At 38.3% G+C, this 18634-nt stretch carries 17 protein-coding genes; all 17 read right to left on the reverse strand.

Annotated features, from left to right (window positions below):
- Positions 1–36 precede the first annotated feature (36 nt).
- Positions 37–1818, reverse strand: coding sequence for an MFS transporter (locus LEUM_RS07260; protein ID WP_011680163.1), 1782 nt, complete (start codon positions 1816–1818; stop codon positions 37–39).
- 100 nt (positions 1819–1918) lie between these two features.
- Positions 1919–2338 (reverse strand): 30S ribosomal protein S16, encoded by a 420-nt coding sequence (rpsP, locus tag LEUM_RS07265; RefSeq protein WP_011680164.1) that lies wholly within the window; start codon positions 2336–2338, stop codon positions 1919–1921.
- Positions 2339–2476: 138 nt separating this feature from the next.
- Positions 2477–2677 (reverse strand): hypothetical protein, encoded by a 201-nt coding sequence (locus tag LEUM_RS07270; protein ID WP_010282506.1) that lies wholly within the window; start codon positions 2675–2677, stop codon positions 2477–2479.
- A 146-nt stretch (positions 2678–2823) separates the two neighbouring features.
- On the reverse strand, positions 2824–5616 hold the full coding sequence (gene ileS, locus LEUM_RS07275; protein WP_011680165.1) for an isoleucine--tRNA ligase: 2793 nt from the start codon (positions 5614–5616) through the stop codon (positions 2824–2826).
- A gap of 309 nt (positions 5617–5925) precedes the next feature.
- Complete coding sequence (locus LEUM_RS07280) at positions 5926–6588, reverse strand: DivIVA domain-containing protein (RefSeq protein WP_011680166.1); 663 nt, start codon at positions 6586–6588, stop codon at positions 5926–5928.
- Between the two features lie 60 nt (positions 6589–6648).
- A complete protein-coding gene (locus LEUM_RS07285) occupies positions 6649–7446 on the reverse strand; it encodes a YlmH family RNA-binding protein (protein WP_011680167.1) in 798 nt (265 codons plus the stop codon).
- Positions 7443–7706, reverse strand: a complete 264-nt coding sequence (locus tag LEUM_RS07290) for a YggT family protein (protein WP_010286031.1) — start codon at positions 7704–7706, stop codon at positions 7443–7445. Before LEUM_RS07290 ends, LEUM_RS07285 begins: the two co-directional genes overlap by 4 nt.
- Before the next feature lie 5 nt (positions 7707–7711).
- Positions 7712–8161, reverse strand: a complete 450-nt coding sequence (locus LEUM_RS07295; protein ID WP_002815191.1) for a cell division protein SepF — start codon at positions 8159–8161, stop codon at positions 7712–7714.
- Positions 8162–8170: 9 nt separating this feature from the next.
- The gene (ftsZ, locus tag LEUM_RS07300) at positions 8171–9478 is read right to left on the reverse strand and encodes a cell division protein FtsZ (RefSeq protein ID WP_011680168.1); all 1308 of its coding nucleotides are present in this window, start codon (positions 9476–9478) and stop codon (positions 8171–8173) included.
- Between the two features lie 23 nt (positions 9479–9501).
- Positions 9502–10833 (reverse strand): cell division protein FtsA, encoded by a 1332-nt coding sequence (gene ftsA, locus LEUM_RS07305; protein ID WP_011680169.1) that lies wholly within the window; start codon positions 10831–10833, stop codon positions 9502–9504.
- Positions 10834–10924: 91 nt separating this feature from the next.
- Positions 10925–11629 carry a cell division protein FtsQ/DivIB gene (locus LEUM_RS07310; protein WP_011680170.1) on the reverse strand — a complete coding sequence of 235 codons (705 nt, stop codon included), beginning with the start codon at positions 11627–11629 and terminating at the stop codon, positions 10925–10927.
- Positions 11629–12720, reverse strand: a complete 1092-nt coding sequence (gene murG / locus LEUM_RS07315) for an undecaprenyldiphospho-muramoylpentapeptide beta-N-acetylglucosaminyltransferase (protein WP_010293865.1) — start codon at positions 12718–12720, stop codon at positions 11629–11631. The genes LEUM_RS07310 and murG overlap by 1 nt, the downstream gene beginning before the upstream one ends.
- Before the next feature lie 10 nt (positions 12721–12730).
- The gene (gene murD / locus LEUM_RS07320; RefSeq protein ID WP_011680171.1) at positions 12731–14080 is read right to left on the reverse strand and encodes a UDP-N-acetylmuramoyl-L-alanine--D-glutamate ligase; all 1350 of its coding nucleotides are present in this window, start codon (positions 14078–14080) and stop codon (positions 12731–12733) included.
- A gap of 43 nt (positions 14081–14123) precedes the next feature.
- A complete protein-coding gene (gene mraY / locus LEUM_RS07325; protein WP_002815199.1) occupies positions 14124–15086 on the reverse strand; it encodes a phospho-N-acetylmuramoyl-pentapeptide-transferase in 963 nt (320 codons plus the stop codon).
- 9 nt (positions 15087–15095) lie between these two features.
- Positions 15096–17234: a penicillin-binding protein gene (locus LEUM_RS07330; protein WP_041775170.1), complete on the reverse strand. Its 2139-nt coding sequence runs from the start codon at positions 17232–17234 to the stop codon at positions 15096–15098.
- A gap of 2 nt (positions 17235–17236) precedes the next feature.
- Positions 17237–17605 carry a cell division protein FtsL gene (ftsL, locus tag LEUM_RS07335; RefSeq protein WP_011680173.1) on the reverse strand — a complete coding sequence of 123 codons (369 nt, stop codon included), beginning with the start codon at positions 17603–17605 and terminating at the stop codon, positions 17237–17239.
- Positions 17606–17663: 58 nt separating this feature from the next.
- Positions 17664–18602, reverse strand: coding sequence for a 16S rRNA (cytosine(1402)-N(4))-methyltransferase RsmH (rsmH, locus tag LEUM_RS07340; RefSeq protein WP_011680174.1), 939 nt, complete (start codon positions 18600–18602; stop codon positions 17664–17666).
- Positions 18603–18634 lie beyond the last annotated feature (32 nt).

The following is an 18634-nucleotide window of genomic DNA, read 5'->3' on the forward strand; positions in this document are numbered from 1 at the left end:
CGATTGTTCGTACGCTTTTCTAATTCCTATGACTATTTACTTTAACCCATCAATCGTTATTTTCTCGATTGTCGCAATCTTCGCATCATCTAACATATTTGCTTTGAAACTGACTTTATCGCCTTCTTTTAAGAATACAGCCTTAGGCGCATTATCTGCGTCAATCTTAAAGACAGCGGACTGTCCTTCGACCATAAAATTAACAATCGTATTTTTACCATCATTAATTAATGCAACACGTGTTACGCTACCGCTAATGGTTTTATCATACTTTTTGTTCGTTGAGTGATTGTTTGTACTATTTGAAGCTAAATCATTACGATAATCATCAAGTGCCTCTTGGGCATTATCACCATCGACGACAATGTCGTTATCAATAGCATTAATATATACGTACTTTTTAAAGATTCCCTTACTATCTAATAATGAAACAACCCATGTTGGTGTGCCATCAATATTATATAGAATTGGCCTTTGTGCTACCCATTTTTTCTCGGGATATATTTTATCTGCAATGCTGATCGCACCATCTGAGTCCATTAGTCCTGAATGGGTGTCACGATAATAAGTTAATTCACCCGTTCGAGCATTAATTAATGAATAACCAAGAGCAGAATCCTGATTATTATTACCAGACGTAAAATCAGTGAAGTACAATAAGTTCCCCTTTGAATCAATTAATGGTGTGATTTGACCCGAAGCATAAACACCATTATCGGTTGGAATTTTCACATCACGTTTTGCGCCAAAAGATGTTTGGTTCCACCAACCCTTTTGATATCGACCATAAAATTCATTCATTTTATTTGCTGCGGAACTTGTAATAGGTGCATCAATAAATTTTGGTGCCTTATTCGCCGCGTAAATTTTAACTTCACCAGTTTGCGCATTCAACACAGCTGTTTTAAATTCATTGAACTTCATTCGTCCTGAAACACCATATTCACGGTATAGTGTTTGAATATAATATGGTGTACCATTCTCATCAATTTCTAAATTCATATTGCCCATGCTAGCATAAGTTGGTGCTGACGCATATATTTTACGCGCCGCATCATTATTTAGATACGCCGATGGACTGTATTTTAATCGTTCCTTAACAAATTTTGGTTGTGCGTTAACATCAGTTGCACTAATAATGAAATATCCTGGAACTGATTTATTCTTTAACCATTTGAAAAAACCATTAAACTCTACTGTAGCCACATAAACATATTTACCATTAACTACTTGAGCAGTAATCCCGTCCAATTCATACATGTTTGAATTAGGAATGACGCTAAATTTTTGTTGCATTTTCCTTTTGGCAGTATCAGGTGCCAGCGCAATTGGCATATCCTTAGCGGATGTCAACAACTCCGAAGACCCTTTAGTTTTAGCTGGTATTGAACTATAAACATTATTAATACTGGTTAGCTTTGTGACAAAAGACACGGCCCCTACTGCTATCCACAATACGAGTGGTGCTACTGCAACAAAAATATAGCGACGAAAGAAATAAGTTTTTGTACGGTCACTCACATCTTTGGCATAATTTTTGCTTCCCCAATCACGAATTTTATCAAAAGAAGCTAATCCAGCATAGCCAATTAAGTTAATAATTGCTGCAACAAATGCAAATAAAATATTGACATTGATCAATGTTGTCATATTCTTTGGCGGCAACTGAATATACAGCACAACATAGGCCAAAATAAATTCAATCAAGGTGCTCAAAATGAACCATTTTATTCTGCGATTCAACGTCACCGCGATGATATTAACAAGCAATGTTCCAATCAAAAATACCAGTGTAACATTTACAAAACTTAGTAACATATTAATTCTCCCTTATTAATGATGTTATTATCGACACACGATATTCGATAAATAAAAACAGTCGCTTCCAATTATAGAAGCGACTGTTTCGTCAGTTATATTAAACAAGTGCTAATAAATCAGCCTTCTTAGCAGATGAAGTATATGCAGTGCCTTGGGCATCCAAATATGCTTTGATTTCTGCAACAGTATTCTTATCTGTAGGCTTCTTAGCTGAAGCTTCCTTAGTTGTTGCTTTCTTAGCTGGCTTCTTGCCTGACTTTGATTCGTTGTACTTTGCCAAAATACCTGCATTGCTCAACAAGTTACGAACTGTGTCAGATGGTTGTGCACCATTACCCAACCATGACAAAATCTTTTCTTCATCCAACTTGATTTCTGCTGGTTGTGAGATTGGGTTATATGTACCAACTGTTTCGATAAAACGGCCATCACGTGGTGAACGTGAATCAGCAATAACGACACGGTAGAATGGACGCTTCTTTGCACCCATGCGCTTCAAACGAATTTTAACTGCCATTGTGGTAGTCCTCCAAATTTCTTTTGTGCTTTTTACACTTTTAATTTACTATATAATTATGCCATATACCAATATATATGTCAAGTAGCATACCTTGACATATATATTTAAAATCAGAAGGGCATTGTTTCAGAGTTACTATTCATCATTACTATGACGCGCCGTATTAATTTCTTCACTCAAAATAATTAAATTATCTAGTGCTCGACGCGCCAACATTGAATCATGTTTACGATTTGCTGGGTTCGTAATGCCACCAAGTGTGTGTGGTGTGTTTAAATCGTTAATAATTTTTACTAATTCATCTTGCCAAATTTTAAGTTGATCATTTTCGCCCATAAGCCCTACTCCTATAAACACTTTACCCATTATTTTATCAAAATTACAACTAAATAACAAACTAATTACTAAAAACTCACCTTCACTAAACAAATAATTGCCAAACAAAAAAACATTACACATAATAAAAGTGTAATGTTTTTAATTTACTCCAAGCCCTCTGTTACAGCTTCTGGATAAAACTCGCGTATGATTTCAGCTTCATGTTTTGATAATTCTGGGAAAGCTGAATCAGCACCTAAGTCCTCATGGAACATACGATCTCGTGGAGAAACACCGCCTGTTGCATGAGCAACAGCCAATTGCCAACCATCATAATCTTTAGCATTCTCAGCGTCTTGAACATCTTGAACATGCAATTGAGATACCATTAGAAGCAAACGAACATCGGCATGCAATTCTGCTAACCAGTTTTGTTGCTCAGTCGTCAAATACATTGTCAAAGCTGCTTCAGCATTTTTACCAATCAAATCTGCTTCACGCGCTTCTTCTAATATTTTGTTAACTGCATCACGTAACTTCATAAACACTGCCCAGTGATCAAACAGTGCTGTCGTGTCACCCAAATCCTCTACCTCAGGCATATCTGTCAAGTAAGCAAATTCAGCTGTTTCATGTGGCAAATACTCCCATACTTCTTCAGCAGTATGTGGTAATACTGGCAATAGTAATCGTACAAGATCAGTTAACGTTTTGTAAAATACGGTTTGCATAGAGCGTCGGGCATGACTTGTTGGGGCTTCAACATAGACGACGTCTTTAGCAATATCCAAATAAAAGGCTGATAAGTCAACGTTGACAAAATTAATAACACGCTTGAAAATATCATTTAATTGATAATTATCATAGTCTTTACGAATATCTGCAACGAACTCATTTTCTAAAGCATAGAAATACTGATCATGTGCAGATAAATCACTGTAAGCAATTGCATCTTTTGTTGGATCAAAATCAGCTGTATTGGCCATCAAGAAACGCAATGTATTACGCAACTTACGATAATTTTCTGAAACTTGTTTCAAAATTTCATTTGATACAGGCATATCTTGCGATGTATCAACAGAAATTGTCCACAAACGTAAAATTTCAACACCAAGCTTGTTGGCCACTTCAATAGGAGAAATCGTATTACCCAGTGACTTTGACATCTTGTTACCTTTACCATCAAGGGTAAATCCTTGTGACAAGATAGCCTTGTATGGTGCTACACCATTGACAGCAACTGAAGTGATTAATGAAGAATTAAACCAACCACGATATTGATCAGATCCTTCCAAATACATATCAGCTGGATAGTCCAATTGTGGACGTGTATTCAATACGCCATTCCATGAAGAACCAGAATCAAACCACACATCCATGATGTCTTCTTCCTTGGTAAATTCACCATTTGGAGAATGTTCATTAGTATAGCCTTCAGGCAACAAATCCTTAGCTTCATGTTCAAACCAATAATTGGAACCATGTTCTGCAAATAAATCGGCAACATGGCTAATGACAGTTTCATCTAAGATAGCTGTCCCATCTTCTGCATAAAAGATTGGTAATGGCACACCCCAAACACGTTGGCGTGAGATGACCCAATCACCACGATCACGAATCATATTGTGCAGACGCACCTTTCCCCATTCTGGGAAATAAGCAACTTTATCTAATTCTGATAAAATTTCACTACGGAATTTTTCAACAGATGCAAACCATTGTGGCACGGCTCGCCAAATGATAGGCTTTTTTGTACGCCAGTCAAATGGATATGAATGCGTGATTTTCTCTTTTGCCAAGAACAAGCGCGCATCGGTTAACTTATTAATCACCGTACCAACAACATCATCGTAAAACTTGCCTTCAAAATCAGGACCAGCATTAGCCGTCATAAATCCTTTGGCATCAACAGTGACATCAGCAGGCAAACCATATTTTTTACCTACATTATAATCATCTTCACCAAAACCAGGAGCAGTATGGACCAATCCAGTTCCAGAATCTAGGGTAACGTGATCAGCATTCATAACTAGCTCTTCTTGCTCACTATCCCATGGATGGTATGCAGTAATCTTATCAAGTTCTTGTCCCTTGTAAGCAGCGACCGTTTCCCATGATTCCCAGCCAAACTTAGGCGCCACTGTTTCAAGTAAGTCTGTGGCTACAACGAATTTACGGTCTTCCCCAACTGGTTTCACCACCGAATATTCAAAATCAGGACCTAAGGTAATTCCACGAGAAGCCGTCACTGTAAAGGGTGTCGTCGTCCAAACTACAAAGTACGTATCCTCATCCAAGAGACCATGACCATCTTTAACTTTGTTTGCATAAAACAAAGACGTTGAATCAATATCATGATATTCAATTTCAGCTTCAGCCAATGCAGATTCAGAAGACCATGACCAATAAACTGGCTTTGCGCCTTTAAAGATATACCCTTTGGAAACCATAGTACCGAAAACTCGAACTTGTGCTGATTCAAATTCAGGTTGTAAAGTTATGTATGGATTATCCCAATCACCTAACACACCGAGTCGCTTAAAGTCAGCACGTTGTGTATCAACCTGCTTCAGAGCAAAATCTTTCGCCAAATTACGCCACTCATGCTTTGGCATACTTTTGCGATCGTGCCCCAGCTTTGTCAATTGTTGCTCAATTGGTAGACCATGTGTATCCCAGCCTGGAACATACGGTGCATAGAAACCTGCCATATTCTTATAGCGAACAATAATATCTTTAGTAATCTTATTCAAAGCATGACCAATGTGAATATTTCCGTTCGCATATGGTGGCCCATCGTGCAAATTAAAATGTGGTTTCAATTGATTTTGGGACAATCTTTTTTGGTATAAATCCTGTGCATACCATTTTGCTTGACGCTCGGGTTCAGTTTTAGGTAGCGAACCACGCATTGGAAATCCTGTTTTTCCAAGATTTAATGTATCTTTATATTTCATTGATAAATTCTCCTTTTTATCATTTTTTAGCCATTTTAAACAAATTTATTTAAACCATAATAAATATAAAAAGCCCCTATGCTCGAAAGCATAGGGACGCAATAGCGTGGTACCACCCAACGTTTAGCAGCATAAAAATGCTGCCCTCAACTGGGGTTTAACGATCCTCACCGGCTTAGCTTACTAAATATTGATATTCAGCTAAACAAAATAGTAACTGATCTGGTCAACATCAGGGACGATCATCTCTAACCACCATGACTCGCTGCACGTATGAATGCCAACCTTGCTGTGTTACGCTTTTTATAATTATTTATCGTCTTCGTTTTGTTCTGATCCCGGAAACACTACCACAGGGCCTTGCTCCTCGCTTGACTCTGGATCCTTCTGTTCTTCATCAGGTTCAGGAATAGCTACTGGCTCAGCCTTAGCGATTTCGCCAATACGATGAGCAGTTACTTGCCCCATTGGTAAACGATGAACTGCTTCTGCTAACTCATCGCTTTCTAATAGTTTACGCTGAGATTCCAATAATTGCAAGAATGAATTTTTAAAATCTTCAACTTCAGTACGTAATTGATTTTGCTCGTTCGTTAGATCAGCATTTTCTTGGGCTAAACGAACAGCATCAGCATCTGCCTTTGCTCGAGCATCATTAATAATTTTCGTCGCTGATTCTTGTGCATGAGTCAACTGCTTTTTCACTTCGACATCAGCATCTTGCTTCAAGCGATCAGCTGCTTCTTGGGCAACAAAGATTGATTGATTCACTTGATCACGTTTTGATTCTAGCTCTTCAATCTTTACTTGAGCTAGTTCATTTTGATGCTTTAATTCATCACGTTCTGCAATCAGGGCTTCATAATCACCGTTAATCTGGTCCAGAAATGCGTCGACATCTGTTGCAATGTAAGCTTTGCTGCCTTTTTTTGTAAATTCATGATTCAAAATTTCATCAGGTGTTAATGCCATAATTTTTCTCCTTTAATATGTTTTGTGCGTTCACAACTACAGTTATTTCATACTTGCTCACTATCTCCGGATAATATTGACAATGGATTTAATCTTGCCTTTTTTACTTATTCCGTCAAGCAATTTAATCTGAACTCGACCATGCTTTCTGACTGAAATAACATCACCGATTGCTAATTCTACATCCGGTTTAGCTATTTCGCTCCAATTCACGCGCACTTGATTTTCTTCAATTAGCTTTTTAGCACCAGAACGCGATAGGTCAAATCCAGCTGAAATTACCGTATCAAGTCGTAAAGAAGATAACAACAAGAAATTTTCTTCCCAGTCATTTATATGGGGTAGTACGTTATTAAGATCACATTCTATTAGAGACACTTGAACATGACCAATTTTGGTAACCATCTGTTGCATGTAATGTTGCATCTTTGAATCAATGATGATTTGCCATCGACTGTGTGTCTGATCATATAAAATATCACCGATAACATTTCTACTAATTCCACTGTACATCATTGAGCCTAAAATAGTTGAGTGATGCAGGTCATCAAATTTAGTAGGATATTTTATTTCAAGCAATGATATCTCAAATTCCAAATCATCTTGAGGATATTCCTTGGGTATAAGAATAGCACGCTGGCTTTCCGCACCTTGAACACCACCATTAAAGTAAACAGCTAAATCAGCAGCATGATTCACTAAAACATTTAAAATGTACTGTTCCCGTGGATTGAGAAATCGTGTTAAAATACTACGATATTCATTTCTAGATTGTTGAATCCAATCATCAACTTGCTTTACAAATGGTTGTTCATTTGAACGAAAATGTTGACTAATTGTTGATAGCTTGTTTGTCATAGAAACAAATTAACCAAGTGTAATAAACCACTACGAGCAAAATTCAAAGCAATTATGGCGACAATTGGTGAAAAATCAATCATTGCTATAGGCGGAATAAAGCGAAACATACTTAAGTAAGGTTCAACAATTTTTCCAAGGAACCGCCCCAAGCCAGATTCACGTGCGCCAGGAAGCCAAGACATTAAGATATAAACGACAATGGCATATTCATAATATTGAATCAGGTTAAAAACCCATTTAATAATTTCTATTATCATGTGTATTAGTACCGGCTGTTTGGTTCAAGGTTATCCGTCAATGTGCCAGAAATCTCAAATGTATTCGGCGTTACCAAAAAAATTGATTGTCCGATGCGTTCAATTTCCCCATTAACAGCGTATATTGTACCGCCTAGGAAATCTAAAATGCGCTTGGCTTGAGCTTCATCAATTTGAGTAAAATTAACGATTGCAGCCTCACCGCCAAGTATCTGTGACGCAATTGAACGAGAATCTGAATAAACTTTAGGCTCAAATAAAGCAATTTTACTGTTAGCGCTGTTCAATCCTGCAGGAGTTTGTGACTGGGTAGTTTGTCTAACAAATCGTGGTTGTGAAGAAGTTTGTTGTGTTGTCTGCTGCTCTTGCTGCTGACTTTGTTCATACCCATCTTCTTCGTAATAGTCGTCTTCTTCATTGCTGAAAAGACGCTTAATTGTATCACCTAATGCCATAAGTTCTCCTTAACGCTTCTTGAAAAATGGTGGCTGATCATTATCATCATCATTTGACAAATCAACAGATGCACTTGAAGTTGGCGTATTAAACACATCAAAAGATTGCTTTTGAACATCGTCAAAACGTTTTTCCTCAGAGAATACATCTTTTGTATCATTCGTAATGTTCCAGTCTGCAAATGGATCATTTTGTGCCATTGTAGGCTTAGGCGCAGCATTTGAAGGTGCTGGCTTTTCAAATACAGAATTGTTTATTGGCGCTTCATTGGTATTTGTTGTGCTACTTGTATTAACGTTAGAACCAAAAACATTTGCAGCTGAGGCAGCAGTGTTTTCAGTCATTTTAGGTTTTTCAGTCACATTTTGTAAACCAGTAGCAATCACTGTAACTCGAATTGAATCTTCCAAGTTTTCATCAATTGAAGTACCAAAAATAACATTGACATCGTGACCGGCTTCTTGGCTAATCACTTCTGAGGCTGTTTGCGCCTCAAACAATGACATGTCCAAACCACCTGTGATGTTTAACAAAACATCTTCAGCTCCTGCCATATCAACTTCCAACAATGGAGAAGAAATAGCTTGCTTAGTTGCATCAGCTGCACGCGTTTCACCACTGGCTTGTCCAACACCCATCAAAGCAGGTCCGGCATCTTGCATAACCGTTTTAACGTCAGCAAAATCCAAGTTAATAAAGCCTGGGTTTGTAATCAATTCTGAAATACCACGAACACCTTGTGCCACGACTTCATCAACTACCTTAAAAGCTTCTGACAATGGCGTGCGCAAATCAATACGATCTTTCAAACGTTCGTTTGTAATAACAATCAAAGAATCGACAGATTCTGAGAGTGCTTGAAGACCTTCGGCAGCATAACGACCACGCTTTGGACCTTCCCACTTAAATGGACGAGTAACCACAGCAACGGTTAGAGCGCCTTGCTCCTTGGCAATACGTGCTACAACTGGAGCAGCGCCATTACCAGTTCCGCCACCCATTCCAGCTGTAATAACTACCATATCAGCCCCTGTCATGGCAGAAGCAATTGCCTCTGATGATTCTTCAGCGGCCTTGGTTCCTCTTTCAGGATTAGAACCGGCACCTAATCCACCGGTCAATTTAGGACCAATTTGAATTTTTGTGTCTGCTTTTGATTTATCTAGTGCTTGTACATCAGTGTTGGCAACGATAAATTCGACACCGCTAACACCTTCTTCTATCATATGATTAACAGCATTGGAACCACCGCCTCCAACACCGATAACCTTAATGATTGCGCCTGCTTGTTGCGCGTCATCAATTGAAAAATCCATGAGTCGTCTCCTTAAATGTTCGATTATTCTTCATTAAATAAATTGCTGAGTTTTTGACGCATTTTGCCAAACCAGCCTTGTTGCGGGTCATTTACAATTTCACCATCATACTGAAAACTTTCTACAGGTTGTTGCACAACTTCATCCCCATACTCTTCTGGTAACATGGAAGTTTGTTGTTCAACTGCATGACGTTGCATAATAGTTTGCTTAATCACCTGTTGTGTCATACTTTCACGAGAAGCAAACATCGCATAGGATAGCGAACGCGAATAGGCTGGATGCCGCAAACCAATTTGATCTGGTACAAACAAGCGGACATTATCACCCAAAACTCGCTTTGCAAAGTCTACCATTTTCGGTAAGGCAGCGTTGCCACCAGTTAGAACAAAACCACCTGGTAGATTCAACGCACCAATTTGCTTTAATTGCTCAAATAGTCGCGTATACATCTGTTCTAAACGTGCAGCGATAATCTCTGAAAGATACTGTTCGTCAAATTGCTTAGTAAATTCTTCGCCGATAACCTCTACTGGAAATTCGTTAGATGACACAGTCTGCGAAGGATCTGCATATCCATAGTCTCGCTTGATTTTCTCAGCGTTAATATATGATGTCCCTAACACAGTTGATATATCTTTAGTAACATTATCTCCACCTTCTATATCGACGAAGGTAAATTTGAGTTTTCGATCATGGATAACTGAAGTACTAGTTTGGCCGCCACCAAGATCTATAAGAACAGTTCCAAAATCTTGCTGCCCATCATTTAAAATGATAGATCCCATGGCTAATGGTGCTAATACAAATTCTCGTAAAGTTAATCCTGCTTTTTGAATAGCCATCCGTGTGTTATCTAAAACTTTTTCCGGCCCAACATAAGCAATGCCATGCATCTCTAACCGAACACCAATCATTTCATGTGGATCTTTGATGCCATCAAAACCATCAACTACAAATTCCTCAGCGACCAATTCTATTACATCATGGTCAGCTGGCAATCCACGCGACAAGGCCTGTGTTGCAACATTTTGTACATCTTGATATGTAATTCTTTTATTCTGATTAGCAATCGACACTAAACCGTCGACATTAATAATTTTAATTTGATTAGCTGGAACACCAGCTACGACTTCACTGATTTGAATATTTGCTTTTTCTTGTGCTTGGTCAATCGCTTCACGAATTGCACTTGCAGTCGCATCAATGTCAACGATGACACCACGTCTCAAGCCCCGAGATGGGGCATTTCCTGCACCAATTACATTGAACTGATTACCAGTCATTTGTGTAATGACAACCTTGATTGAAGTAGTTCCGATGTCTAATCCAACCGTCACGCCTGAATTATTCATGCGTCGTGCCCCTTTATAAATTATTTTTTTAAAATATACCTAGTACTAATGGTACCATACAAATGAGGTGTTTTACCACTCATTTGCTGTTCTATTTAGAACCATATCCGTAGGAATATGCACCATATTGTAAATCAATTATTCCCTTGGTTTGCATTTGAGCTGCAATACCAGGATAATAAATCATTTTTTTCCCAAATGTCTTCAGCGTAGCCAAAACTGTATTTCCATCCGTCATAATAATCTTCAAACGATTATTGTTGTCCTTGGTTGGTGAATATATGATTTGACTTATGTTCTGCCTTAATGATAATTCAAACTGTGAGAAAGTTTTAGCCGTGTTAGTCAGTTGCGCGTTATTTTTGAAGTTACTATAAATTGGTGCATTTCCGTTAGGATTATCAACTTTTTTTGATTTCCCTTGACGGTTAAGTGCATACCATTGACCATCTTTTTTCACAAATCCTGCACTAATATTTTCAACAACTTTGATTGAAACGACATTACTGTCCAAATCAATATCAGCAGAATAAACTTTGGCATCTTTTTTTATTAATCGATGCGCGATGAAGGTCGTTTGTCCAAGAACACGCCAGCGTGGTGTTTTATCGTTAATGCCAACATATTTTTGAACTTGTTGTTTGGTTAACATATTCGAATCAATGTTAACTGAACTAATCGTACGCCATGGTTGTAAACTCAAAATTAAACCGACAATTAAAACAACAAAAGCCGTCAAACTAATCCAAAGTTGTAACGGTCGTCGCTTCATAAATTGTGATTTAATTTTCTCCATTATTCACCAATTGCATCTAATATTAACGCGTATAAACGATCTCCAGCATCTCTGATGCCAACATTTTTAGCTTGTTCTGTCATTGTTTTGCTAACAGATTCATTTAATAACAGCGAATCCGCTGCTAGCAATAATGCTTTCCCTGACAAAGCTGGTTCAGTAATCATCAATGCAGCGCCTGCATCAACTAGGCTTTGTGCATTTTTTGTTTGATGGTCACCAGTAACATAGGGGCTTGGCACTAGAATTGATGGAATGCCCAGTGCCGTGATTTCAGCAATAGACGTTGCACCAGCTCGAGATACAATAGCCGACGTTTTTGCCAATACCTCTGGCATGTTTTCAATGTAAGGTAAAATTCGAACATTATCTGCTGGCTGTGTAGTCAGCCGATCTAAAACATTTTCATATCGCTTTGGACCAGTCACAATAACGACTTGATAATTTCTTTTATTAAACTCTTGCATAGCATCAATGACAGCTAAATTGATTGGCGGTGCCCCTTGAGAGCCTCCAAATATCAATAATGATGGCTTTTCATCGCTCAATCCAATTTGTTGCCATGAAAAATTAGACTTAATAGATGCCACCTGTTGGGCCCGCGGGTTTCCTACAACAAATACTTTGTCTTTAGGAAATTGTGACAGCGCAGCATCAAAAGCGACACCTATCTTAGTTGCACCACGTGACAAAAACTTATTTGTAACGCCTGCCACTGAATTTTGCTCATGTATAACAGTTGGGATGTGCAGCCTTTGGGCAGCATAGACAACAGCGCCACTGACATATCCACCTGTTCCAACTACAACATCAGGATCAAAATCCTTAATAATCTTTTTAGCCTCTTTAACCGCTTTTAAGAATAATGATACTGTCTTGATATTTTCTAATGAAAAAGATCTTTTAAAGCCTTGAACAGTTAATTTTTCAAAAGGCATGCCTGTGGCCGGCACAATGTTTGATTCCACACCACGTTCTGAACCAACATACAAAAATTCCGTATCCGGCTCATGTTTACGAATGACTTCAGCTAGTGCCAATGCTGGGTAAATGTGACCACCAGTACCACCACCCGATAGAATTATTTTCATTTTAGTCCTCTCATGAATTCAATGTTTCTTTCAGTGATGCAACAAAATTATCACCGCGCTCTTCAAAGCTACTATATTGATCCCAACTTGCCTGTGCCGGAGAAAGCAACACTACATCTCCTGGTGAAGCTAATTGAACAGCTACTGGCGCAGCATGTTCGACATCAGTCACAGCAATCACTGGTTTTCCAGCCTCACGTGCAAGTGTTACAATTTTTTGTTGCGTTTCTCCAACAGCAATAACTGCCTTCACATTTTTTAGATTTGGTAGCAAACGTTCCAAATCATCGCCACGCTCTAAACCGCCTCCAATCCATATCGTTGGACAATCAAAACTATCCAAAGCGGTTTGGGTGGCTTCAATATCTGTTGCTTTAGAATCGTTATAGTATTTAACATCACCAGCTGTGAACAGATATTGCAGTCGATGTGCTACACCACTAAACGTTTTTAAAACTTCTCGAATAGCTGGTTTAGACACACCGGCTAAATTAGCTACTGTTACAGCAGCTAAAATATTTTCCTGATTATGTGGTCCTACTAACTTAATATCCTTAGTAGGCATCACAATTTCATCTGTTAATGTCAAATTACCATTCGAAAATGCAACTGGAAAATGCTGTTTTGTTCTAGAAAATTCTAAAACTTGAGCCTCAGTTTCATTTTTAAACTTTTCTGTATCTTGCCCATCAGCATTTAAAACCAAGTATTGATTAGCATTTTGATGACGCGTAATGCGGAATTTAGCAGCAACATAGTTGGCGCGCGTTTTATGGTAATCTAAATGATTTGAAAAAATATTAGTAACCAACGCGATGTCTGGTTGGATATCAGGTAGTCCTAATAATTGGAAGCTAGATAACTCCAATAATAAAGTATCTTCTCGAGTTAAATCAAAAACCACTTCACTAACTGGAACACCGATATTTCCCGCAGTTATTACATTTTGGCCGTCAGCCTTCAACATATCACGAATTAATGATGTAGTTGTTGTTTTTCCGTTCGAGCCAGTTACTGCTATCAAGCGACCATTAAAAGTGCTCAAGGCAATCTCAACTTCTGTCAATATAGGAATATTAAGTTTTTCAGCTTTTTGCACTAAAGGATGGTCATAATTAATACCAGGATTTTTAATCAGGTAATCATATGTGCTATCAAGCGTTTCGGCATTGTCCGTGCCAATCAATGTTACATCAGCAGCCAATAACGATCGATAAGTAGCATCTTGCGCATCAAATTCGCCGCCATTGACCACTGTAACTTTGCTACCTAATTTTGTTAATAGTTGTGCTGCTGCTTTTCCTGAGCGTGCCCAACCAAATACCATTACTTTTTTGTTTTTAAAATCTGTTGCTTGCATAACTAACCTGATTTCTATTATATGTACGCGGCTAATGTCCGCTTTAACTCATATACAAAATACCAATAATTCCTATGATTGCAGTTACAATCCAGAACAAGGCATCAATTTGCCATTCATTCCAGCCAAACTTTTCAAATGAGTGATGTATTGGCGCCATGGGAAAAATTCGCTTTTTCCAGAAATGATAGCCAATTGTTTGAATAACTACTGATAGGGTCTCGATAACAAAAATCAACCCAAACCATAAAAGTGAAAAAGGAATGCCAAGTACAATTGATTCGATTGCCAGCCCAGCACCCAAAGCTAAAGATCCGGTATCGCCCATAAAAATTTTTGCTTTTGGTTTGTTAAATAACAAAAAGCCAACCAACGCACCGATAATTGAGGCGTTAAAAATCACAATTATATGGTTATGAACTCCTAAAGCAATCCACGTATATACGAGATAGACAATAAGACTTGTCCCCGTTAGTAGACCATCTAAGCCATCTGTTAAGTTAGTCGCATTTGACCAACCCACCAGCCAAAACCACAGGAAAATGAAGTAAAAGATTCCTAAATTAAAAACACCAATAAACGGTATATTTAATATGAGTGGTATTTGCATAATCCACATAATAATCATGATGACAACCGCACATAACGTTTGCGCCAAAAGTTTTGGTATGAAGCGGAAACCATCATCCGCATGATGAATCATTTTCAACGCATCATCAATGCCACCAATAATTGCGTAAGCAACAACTGCCAAGATGGGTATAAGCACCATTACAAATCCAATTTTACCCGAATAAGCGACACTACCAATCAGTGCGCTTAGCGATGCAGCTGCAATAAACAATGCCCCACCCATACTTGGTGTACCTGCTTTAGATTGATGGTCAGGCCCAAGTTTCCGAATTACGGCCTGTTCTTTAGATTGTTTTAAAAATTTGATCACCGCAGGCATGAATATTACAGTAACAATAAACGCACGGGTGAATGCCCAAAAATACTCTGTCATTTTCTCCCATTACTCCTTCTCTTTTAAAGCAATTGACACAACACTACTTTTTACAATAAGTTGGTTTTCAGCTATACTTTGGCCCGAAATAAATCCAGAACCTTTCCACGTTAGTTTGAAGCCTATTTTATTAGCAAATGTTTGCGCATCAACTAAACTCCAACCAATCATATTTGGCATATATGTGTTTCCTTTTGCAGTCAAAATTACTAATTGGTTTGTCAATGACTTTTGATTAGCTAGCAATGACTGACTAGTAATTTTACCTTTTGATCCCACAACTGCAACTCTAAATCCAGCCTTTGTCATTGTAGATTTTGCACTTGAAATAGATTGCCCAACTACATTAGGTACTGTTTGTTTAGTTGTCTTTGATTTTACCGCACTATCACTATCATTTAAAGCCTGGAGCATTAAAGGCTTAAATAGTTTACTCATTGTTGGTTGAATATCACCGTCAGGCAATTTTGAGGGTTGCTTGACAGCCATGTAGAATATATATTTTGGATTTTTTTCCGGCGCCAGAACCATCACCGAATGGATAGCATCTTTATAAGTCTGTGAATACTGACCATTCTCACTGATTTGAGCTGTACCTGTTTTAGCAGCAATCTGATAACCATAATCACTAAGATCAAATTCCTTAGCAGTTCCATCCGACTTATTAACAACATCTATCATATATTTTCTGACTTGCTTTGCCGTACTAGCTTTGATGGGATGTCCAACTGTCGTTGTTTTACCTTGTTTAACTATTTCTCCAGTAGACGAATTGACAATTTTATCAATAAAGTACGGTCTAATTTCTTTACCATTATTGGCAATTGCTGAATAAGCTTGTATCATTTGCAAGGGTGTAACACGGATTGCTTGACCAAACGCTGTGTTTGCTTGATCAATCGCATATGAAAACGAGATTGACCCTGCTTCTTCGCCATTTAGCCCTGACTGGGTTGACTGCAAAAACTTGAATTTTTCTAAATAATTTTTCCACGTCTGTGCACCAATTTTTTGCTCTGTTTTTGCAAATGCGACGTTCGATGAACGCCAGAAGCCCTCTCGATATGTCATTTGTCCTTGATCATCACCAAAAGAATCTGTCACTTCCTTTCCGTCAATCAGATAAGTTCCTGACTGGAAGGTTGCGTTAGGCTGCCACTTACCAGTATCAATAGCTGCAGCTAATGTTATGCCTTTCATGGTAGATCCTGGCTCAAAGGCTCCTTGATCTAACAAATTGGACCAGACTGTTGGAGTATCTGATTTATCATTAGGATTAAAATTAGGTCGTTGCGTTGCTGCGACAATACGACCTGTTTTAGCTTCCATTAACACAGCAACTGCTGCTGTTGGTTTAGTGGCTTTCACAAATGTGTCCATTCGTGTTTCCAACGTTGTCTGTAGCGAAGAATCTAACGTGAGATAAACGTCATCTCCATTTTTAACACTTTTACTGCTATCAGTTTTTTGCCCCTGATAACTCTTGATACCGTTTTTACCTGATAGCAATTTGTTTTCTGATGCTTCAATACCCATTATGCCAGATATAGTTGACTGACCACTACTACCTTCAACCATGTTCACATTTCCAATCAGATGCGAAGCCATCTGATCATTAGGATATGTTCGAGCCTGATGTGAAGTAAATGAGATACCTGAAAGCTTCATTTTCTCAATTTTATTATGTTGCGAAATCGTCAAGTTTTTACCCGCGGTACCAAACTCAACTTGAAATTGTTTACTGGACAAGCGTTTATAGATTTCTTTTTCTTTTAGATTGATTACCTTGCTTAACTCACGAGCGACTTTAGCTTTGTCCGTTACGTACAATGGCTTACCATCAGTATCTTTCTGATTTTTATTCAATATTGCGTACATATTATAGACTGTGGTATTTTCTGCCAACACCTGCCCGTCCGAATCAAATATTTTGCCACGAGAGGCAATAATATTTTGTTTTCCCATAAAGGCCTCACGTGTGGCTTTTGTAAGATTATGACCATCTACCGATTTATTACCCGCGATAATAAAAAGACGCACACCAAGTCCTAAAATCACGATGGTCGTTGCGATAAGCAGCAGAACGCCAAAGGTCTTGGCGTTTTTCGTGATTTTTTTGTGTGGTATCCGTCTCACTTTGTTTTTCATAATTATTGATTAATATTGCGCACACTGTTGTCAGACAGTGTCATGCCATATTTTTTTGCAACCTTATCTAGATTTTTTTTACTCATGGCTGTTTGCACCTGTGTACGTAAATCGTCATTATTTTGCTTAGTTTCATCAATTTTGGTTTGAACTGCGTTTACACTGGCTGTTGTTTTGGTCGTTTGCATGCTTGTATAAACAACGCCAACCATCAATGCCAAAACAACAGTGGCAACAATAGCTACCATTATTCGCTCTTTTTTTGTCCAAGCGGCTGCTTTATATTTAGTACGACTATGAGTACGCGGCTGAGATGCTGTTAAAGGTGCTTGCTGTGCTAAAGGTGTATATTGATATGCATTTTGTGCCATGTAATATTCTCCAATTTATTTATCATTGCTAATCTTATGTAAGACCACAGCATCTAGTCTATTTTCTTCTTATGCCACGTAGTTTCGCCGACTCTGCACGATGATTGATAGCCATCTCTTCTGTGCTTGGTGAAATTGGTTTGCGCGTTAATAACTCATAATCAGCTTCAAATTGCCCCGGTAGCACTGGCAAACCAGCAGGTAATTCTGGTGCCGAAGATTTTTCACGAAACATTTGTTTTACTAAGCGATCTTCTAATGACTGAAAAGTAATCACACTAATTTTGCCGTCAGTTGCTAATAACTCAAGTGCTTGAGTTAATGAATCTTCTAAGGCACCTAATTCGTCATTGACAGCAATACGAAATGCTTGAAATGAGCGTTTTGCAGGATGTCCACCCTTTCGACGGGCGGGTGCTGGAATTGCTTCTTTAATGATGTCTACCAATTCAAAAGTCGTATTAATTGGTGCGTTTTCACGGTGCTGCTCAATCTTTCGAGCAATTTGCTTAGGGAAGCGATCTTCTCCATAACGGCTCAAAACACGCATCAATTCATTAAACGGCCACTCATTAACAATTGTTTTAGCTGTTAATGCTTGGCGTTGATCCATGCGCATATCAAGTTCAGCATCATATTTATAACTGAACCCTCGCTGACCATCATCAAATTGCACAGAACTAACACCCAAATCGTAAACAATACCATCAACTGCTGTCACACCATAATCCGCTAATGCGGAGGTTAATGTCCGAAAATTTTTATGAATTATAACTAATTTACCAGCAGCGATTTCATCTGCGTATTGTTCAGCGTTATATTGGATAGCTGTATCATCTTGGTCAAAACTATAAAGTGTACCGGTTGTGAGTTGCTTTAAGATTTCTCCAGTGTGTCCACCGCCACCTAATGTAGCATCGACATAAGTTCCTTCTGGTTTAATATCTAATAGAGCAATAGCCTCATGTAAGAGTACTGTTACATGTTCAAATGGCATAGCAGCCCTCTTTCTTAAAACTTGTATTATTA

This window comes from Leuconostoc mesenteroides subsp. mesenteroides ATCC 8293 (assembly GCF_000014445.1).
GTDB classification, from domain to species: Bacteria; Bacillota; Bacilli; order Lactobacillales; family Lactobacillaceae; genus Leuconostoc; species Leuconostoc mesenteroides.

Bases quoted from the DNA above. Each gene is read 5' to 3' on its own strand.
- LEUM_RS07260 (WP_011680163.1), bottom strand. From the start codon at position 1,818: ATGTTACTAAGTTTTGTAAATGTTACACTGGTATTTTTGATTGGAACA.
- rpsP (WP_011680164.1), bottom strand. From the start codon at position 2,338: ATGGCAGTTAAAATTCGTTTGAAGCGCATGGGTGCAAAGAAGCGTCCA.
- LEUM_RS07270 (WP_010282506.1), bottom strand. From the start codon at position 2,677: ATGGGCGAAAATGATCAACTTAAAATTTGGCAAGATGAATTAGTAAAA.
- ileS (WP_011680165.1), bottom strand. From the start codon at position 5,616: ATGAAATATAAAGATACATTAAATCTTGGAAAAACAGGATTTCCAATG.
- LEUM_RS07280 (WP_011680166.1), bottom strand. From the start codon at position 6,588: ATGGCATTAACACCTGATGAAATTTTGAATCATGAATTTACAAAAAAA.
- LEUM_RS07285 (WP_011680167.1), bottom strand. From the start codon at position 7,446: ATGACAAACAAGCTATCAACAATTAGTCAACATTTTCGTTCAAATGAA.
- LEUM_RS07290 (WP_010286031.1), bottom strand. From the start codon at position 7,706: ATGATAATAGAAATTATTAAATGGGTTTTTAACCTGATTCAATATTAT.
- LEUM_RS07295 (WP_002815191.1), bottom strand. From the start codon at position 8,161: ATGGCATTAGGTGATACAATTAAGCGTCTTTTCAGCAATGAAGAAGAC.
- ftsZ (WP_011680168.1), bottom strand. From the start codon at position 9,478: ATGGATTTTTCAATTGATGACGCGCAACAAGCAGGCGCAATCATTAAG.
- ftsA (WP_011680169.1), bottom strand. From the start codon at position 10,833: ATGAATAATTCAGGCGTGACGGTTGGATTAGACATCGGAACTACTTCA.
- LEUM_RS07310 (WP_011680170.1), bottom strand. From the start codon at position 11,629: ATGGAGAAAATTAAATCACAATTTATGAAGCGACGACCGTTACAACTT.
- murG (WP_010293865.1), bottom strand. From the start codon at position 12,720: ATGAAAATAATTCTATCGGGTGGTGGTACTGGTGGTCACATTTACCCA.
- murD (WP_011680171.1), bottom strand. From the start codon at position 14,080: ATGCAAGCAACAGATTTTAAAAACAAAAAAGTAATGGTATTTGGTTGG.
- mraY (WP_002815199.1), bottom strand. From the start codon at position 15,086: ATGACAGAGTATTTTTGGGCATTCACCCGTGCGTTTATTGTTACTGTA.
- LEUM_RS07330 (WP_041775170.1), bottom strand. From the start codon at position 17,234: ATGAAAAACAAAGTGAGACGGATACCACACAAAAAAATCACGAAAAAC.
- ftsL (WP_011680173.1), bottom strand. From the start codon at position 17,605: ATGGCACAAAATGCATATCAATATACACCTTTAGCACAGCAAGCACCT.
- rsmH (WP_011680174.1), bottom strand. From the start codon at position 18,602: ATGCCATTTGAACATGTAACAGTACTCTTACATGAGGCTATTGCTCTA.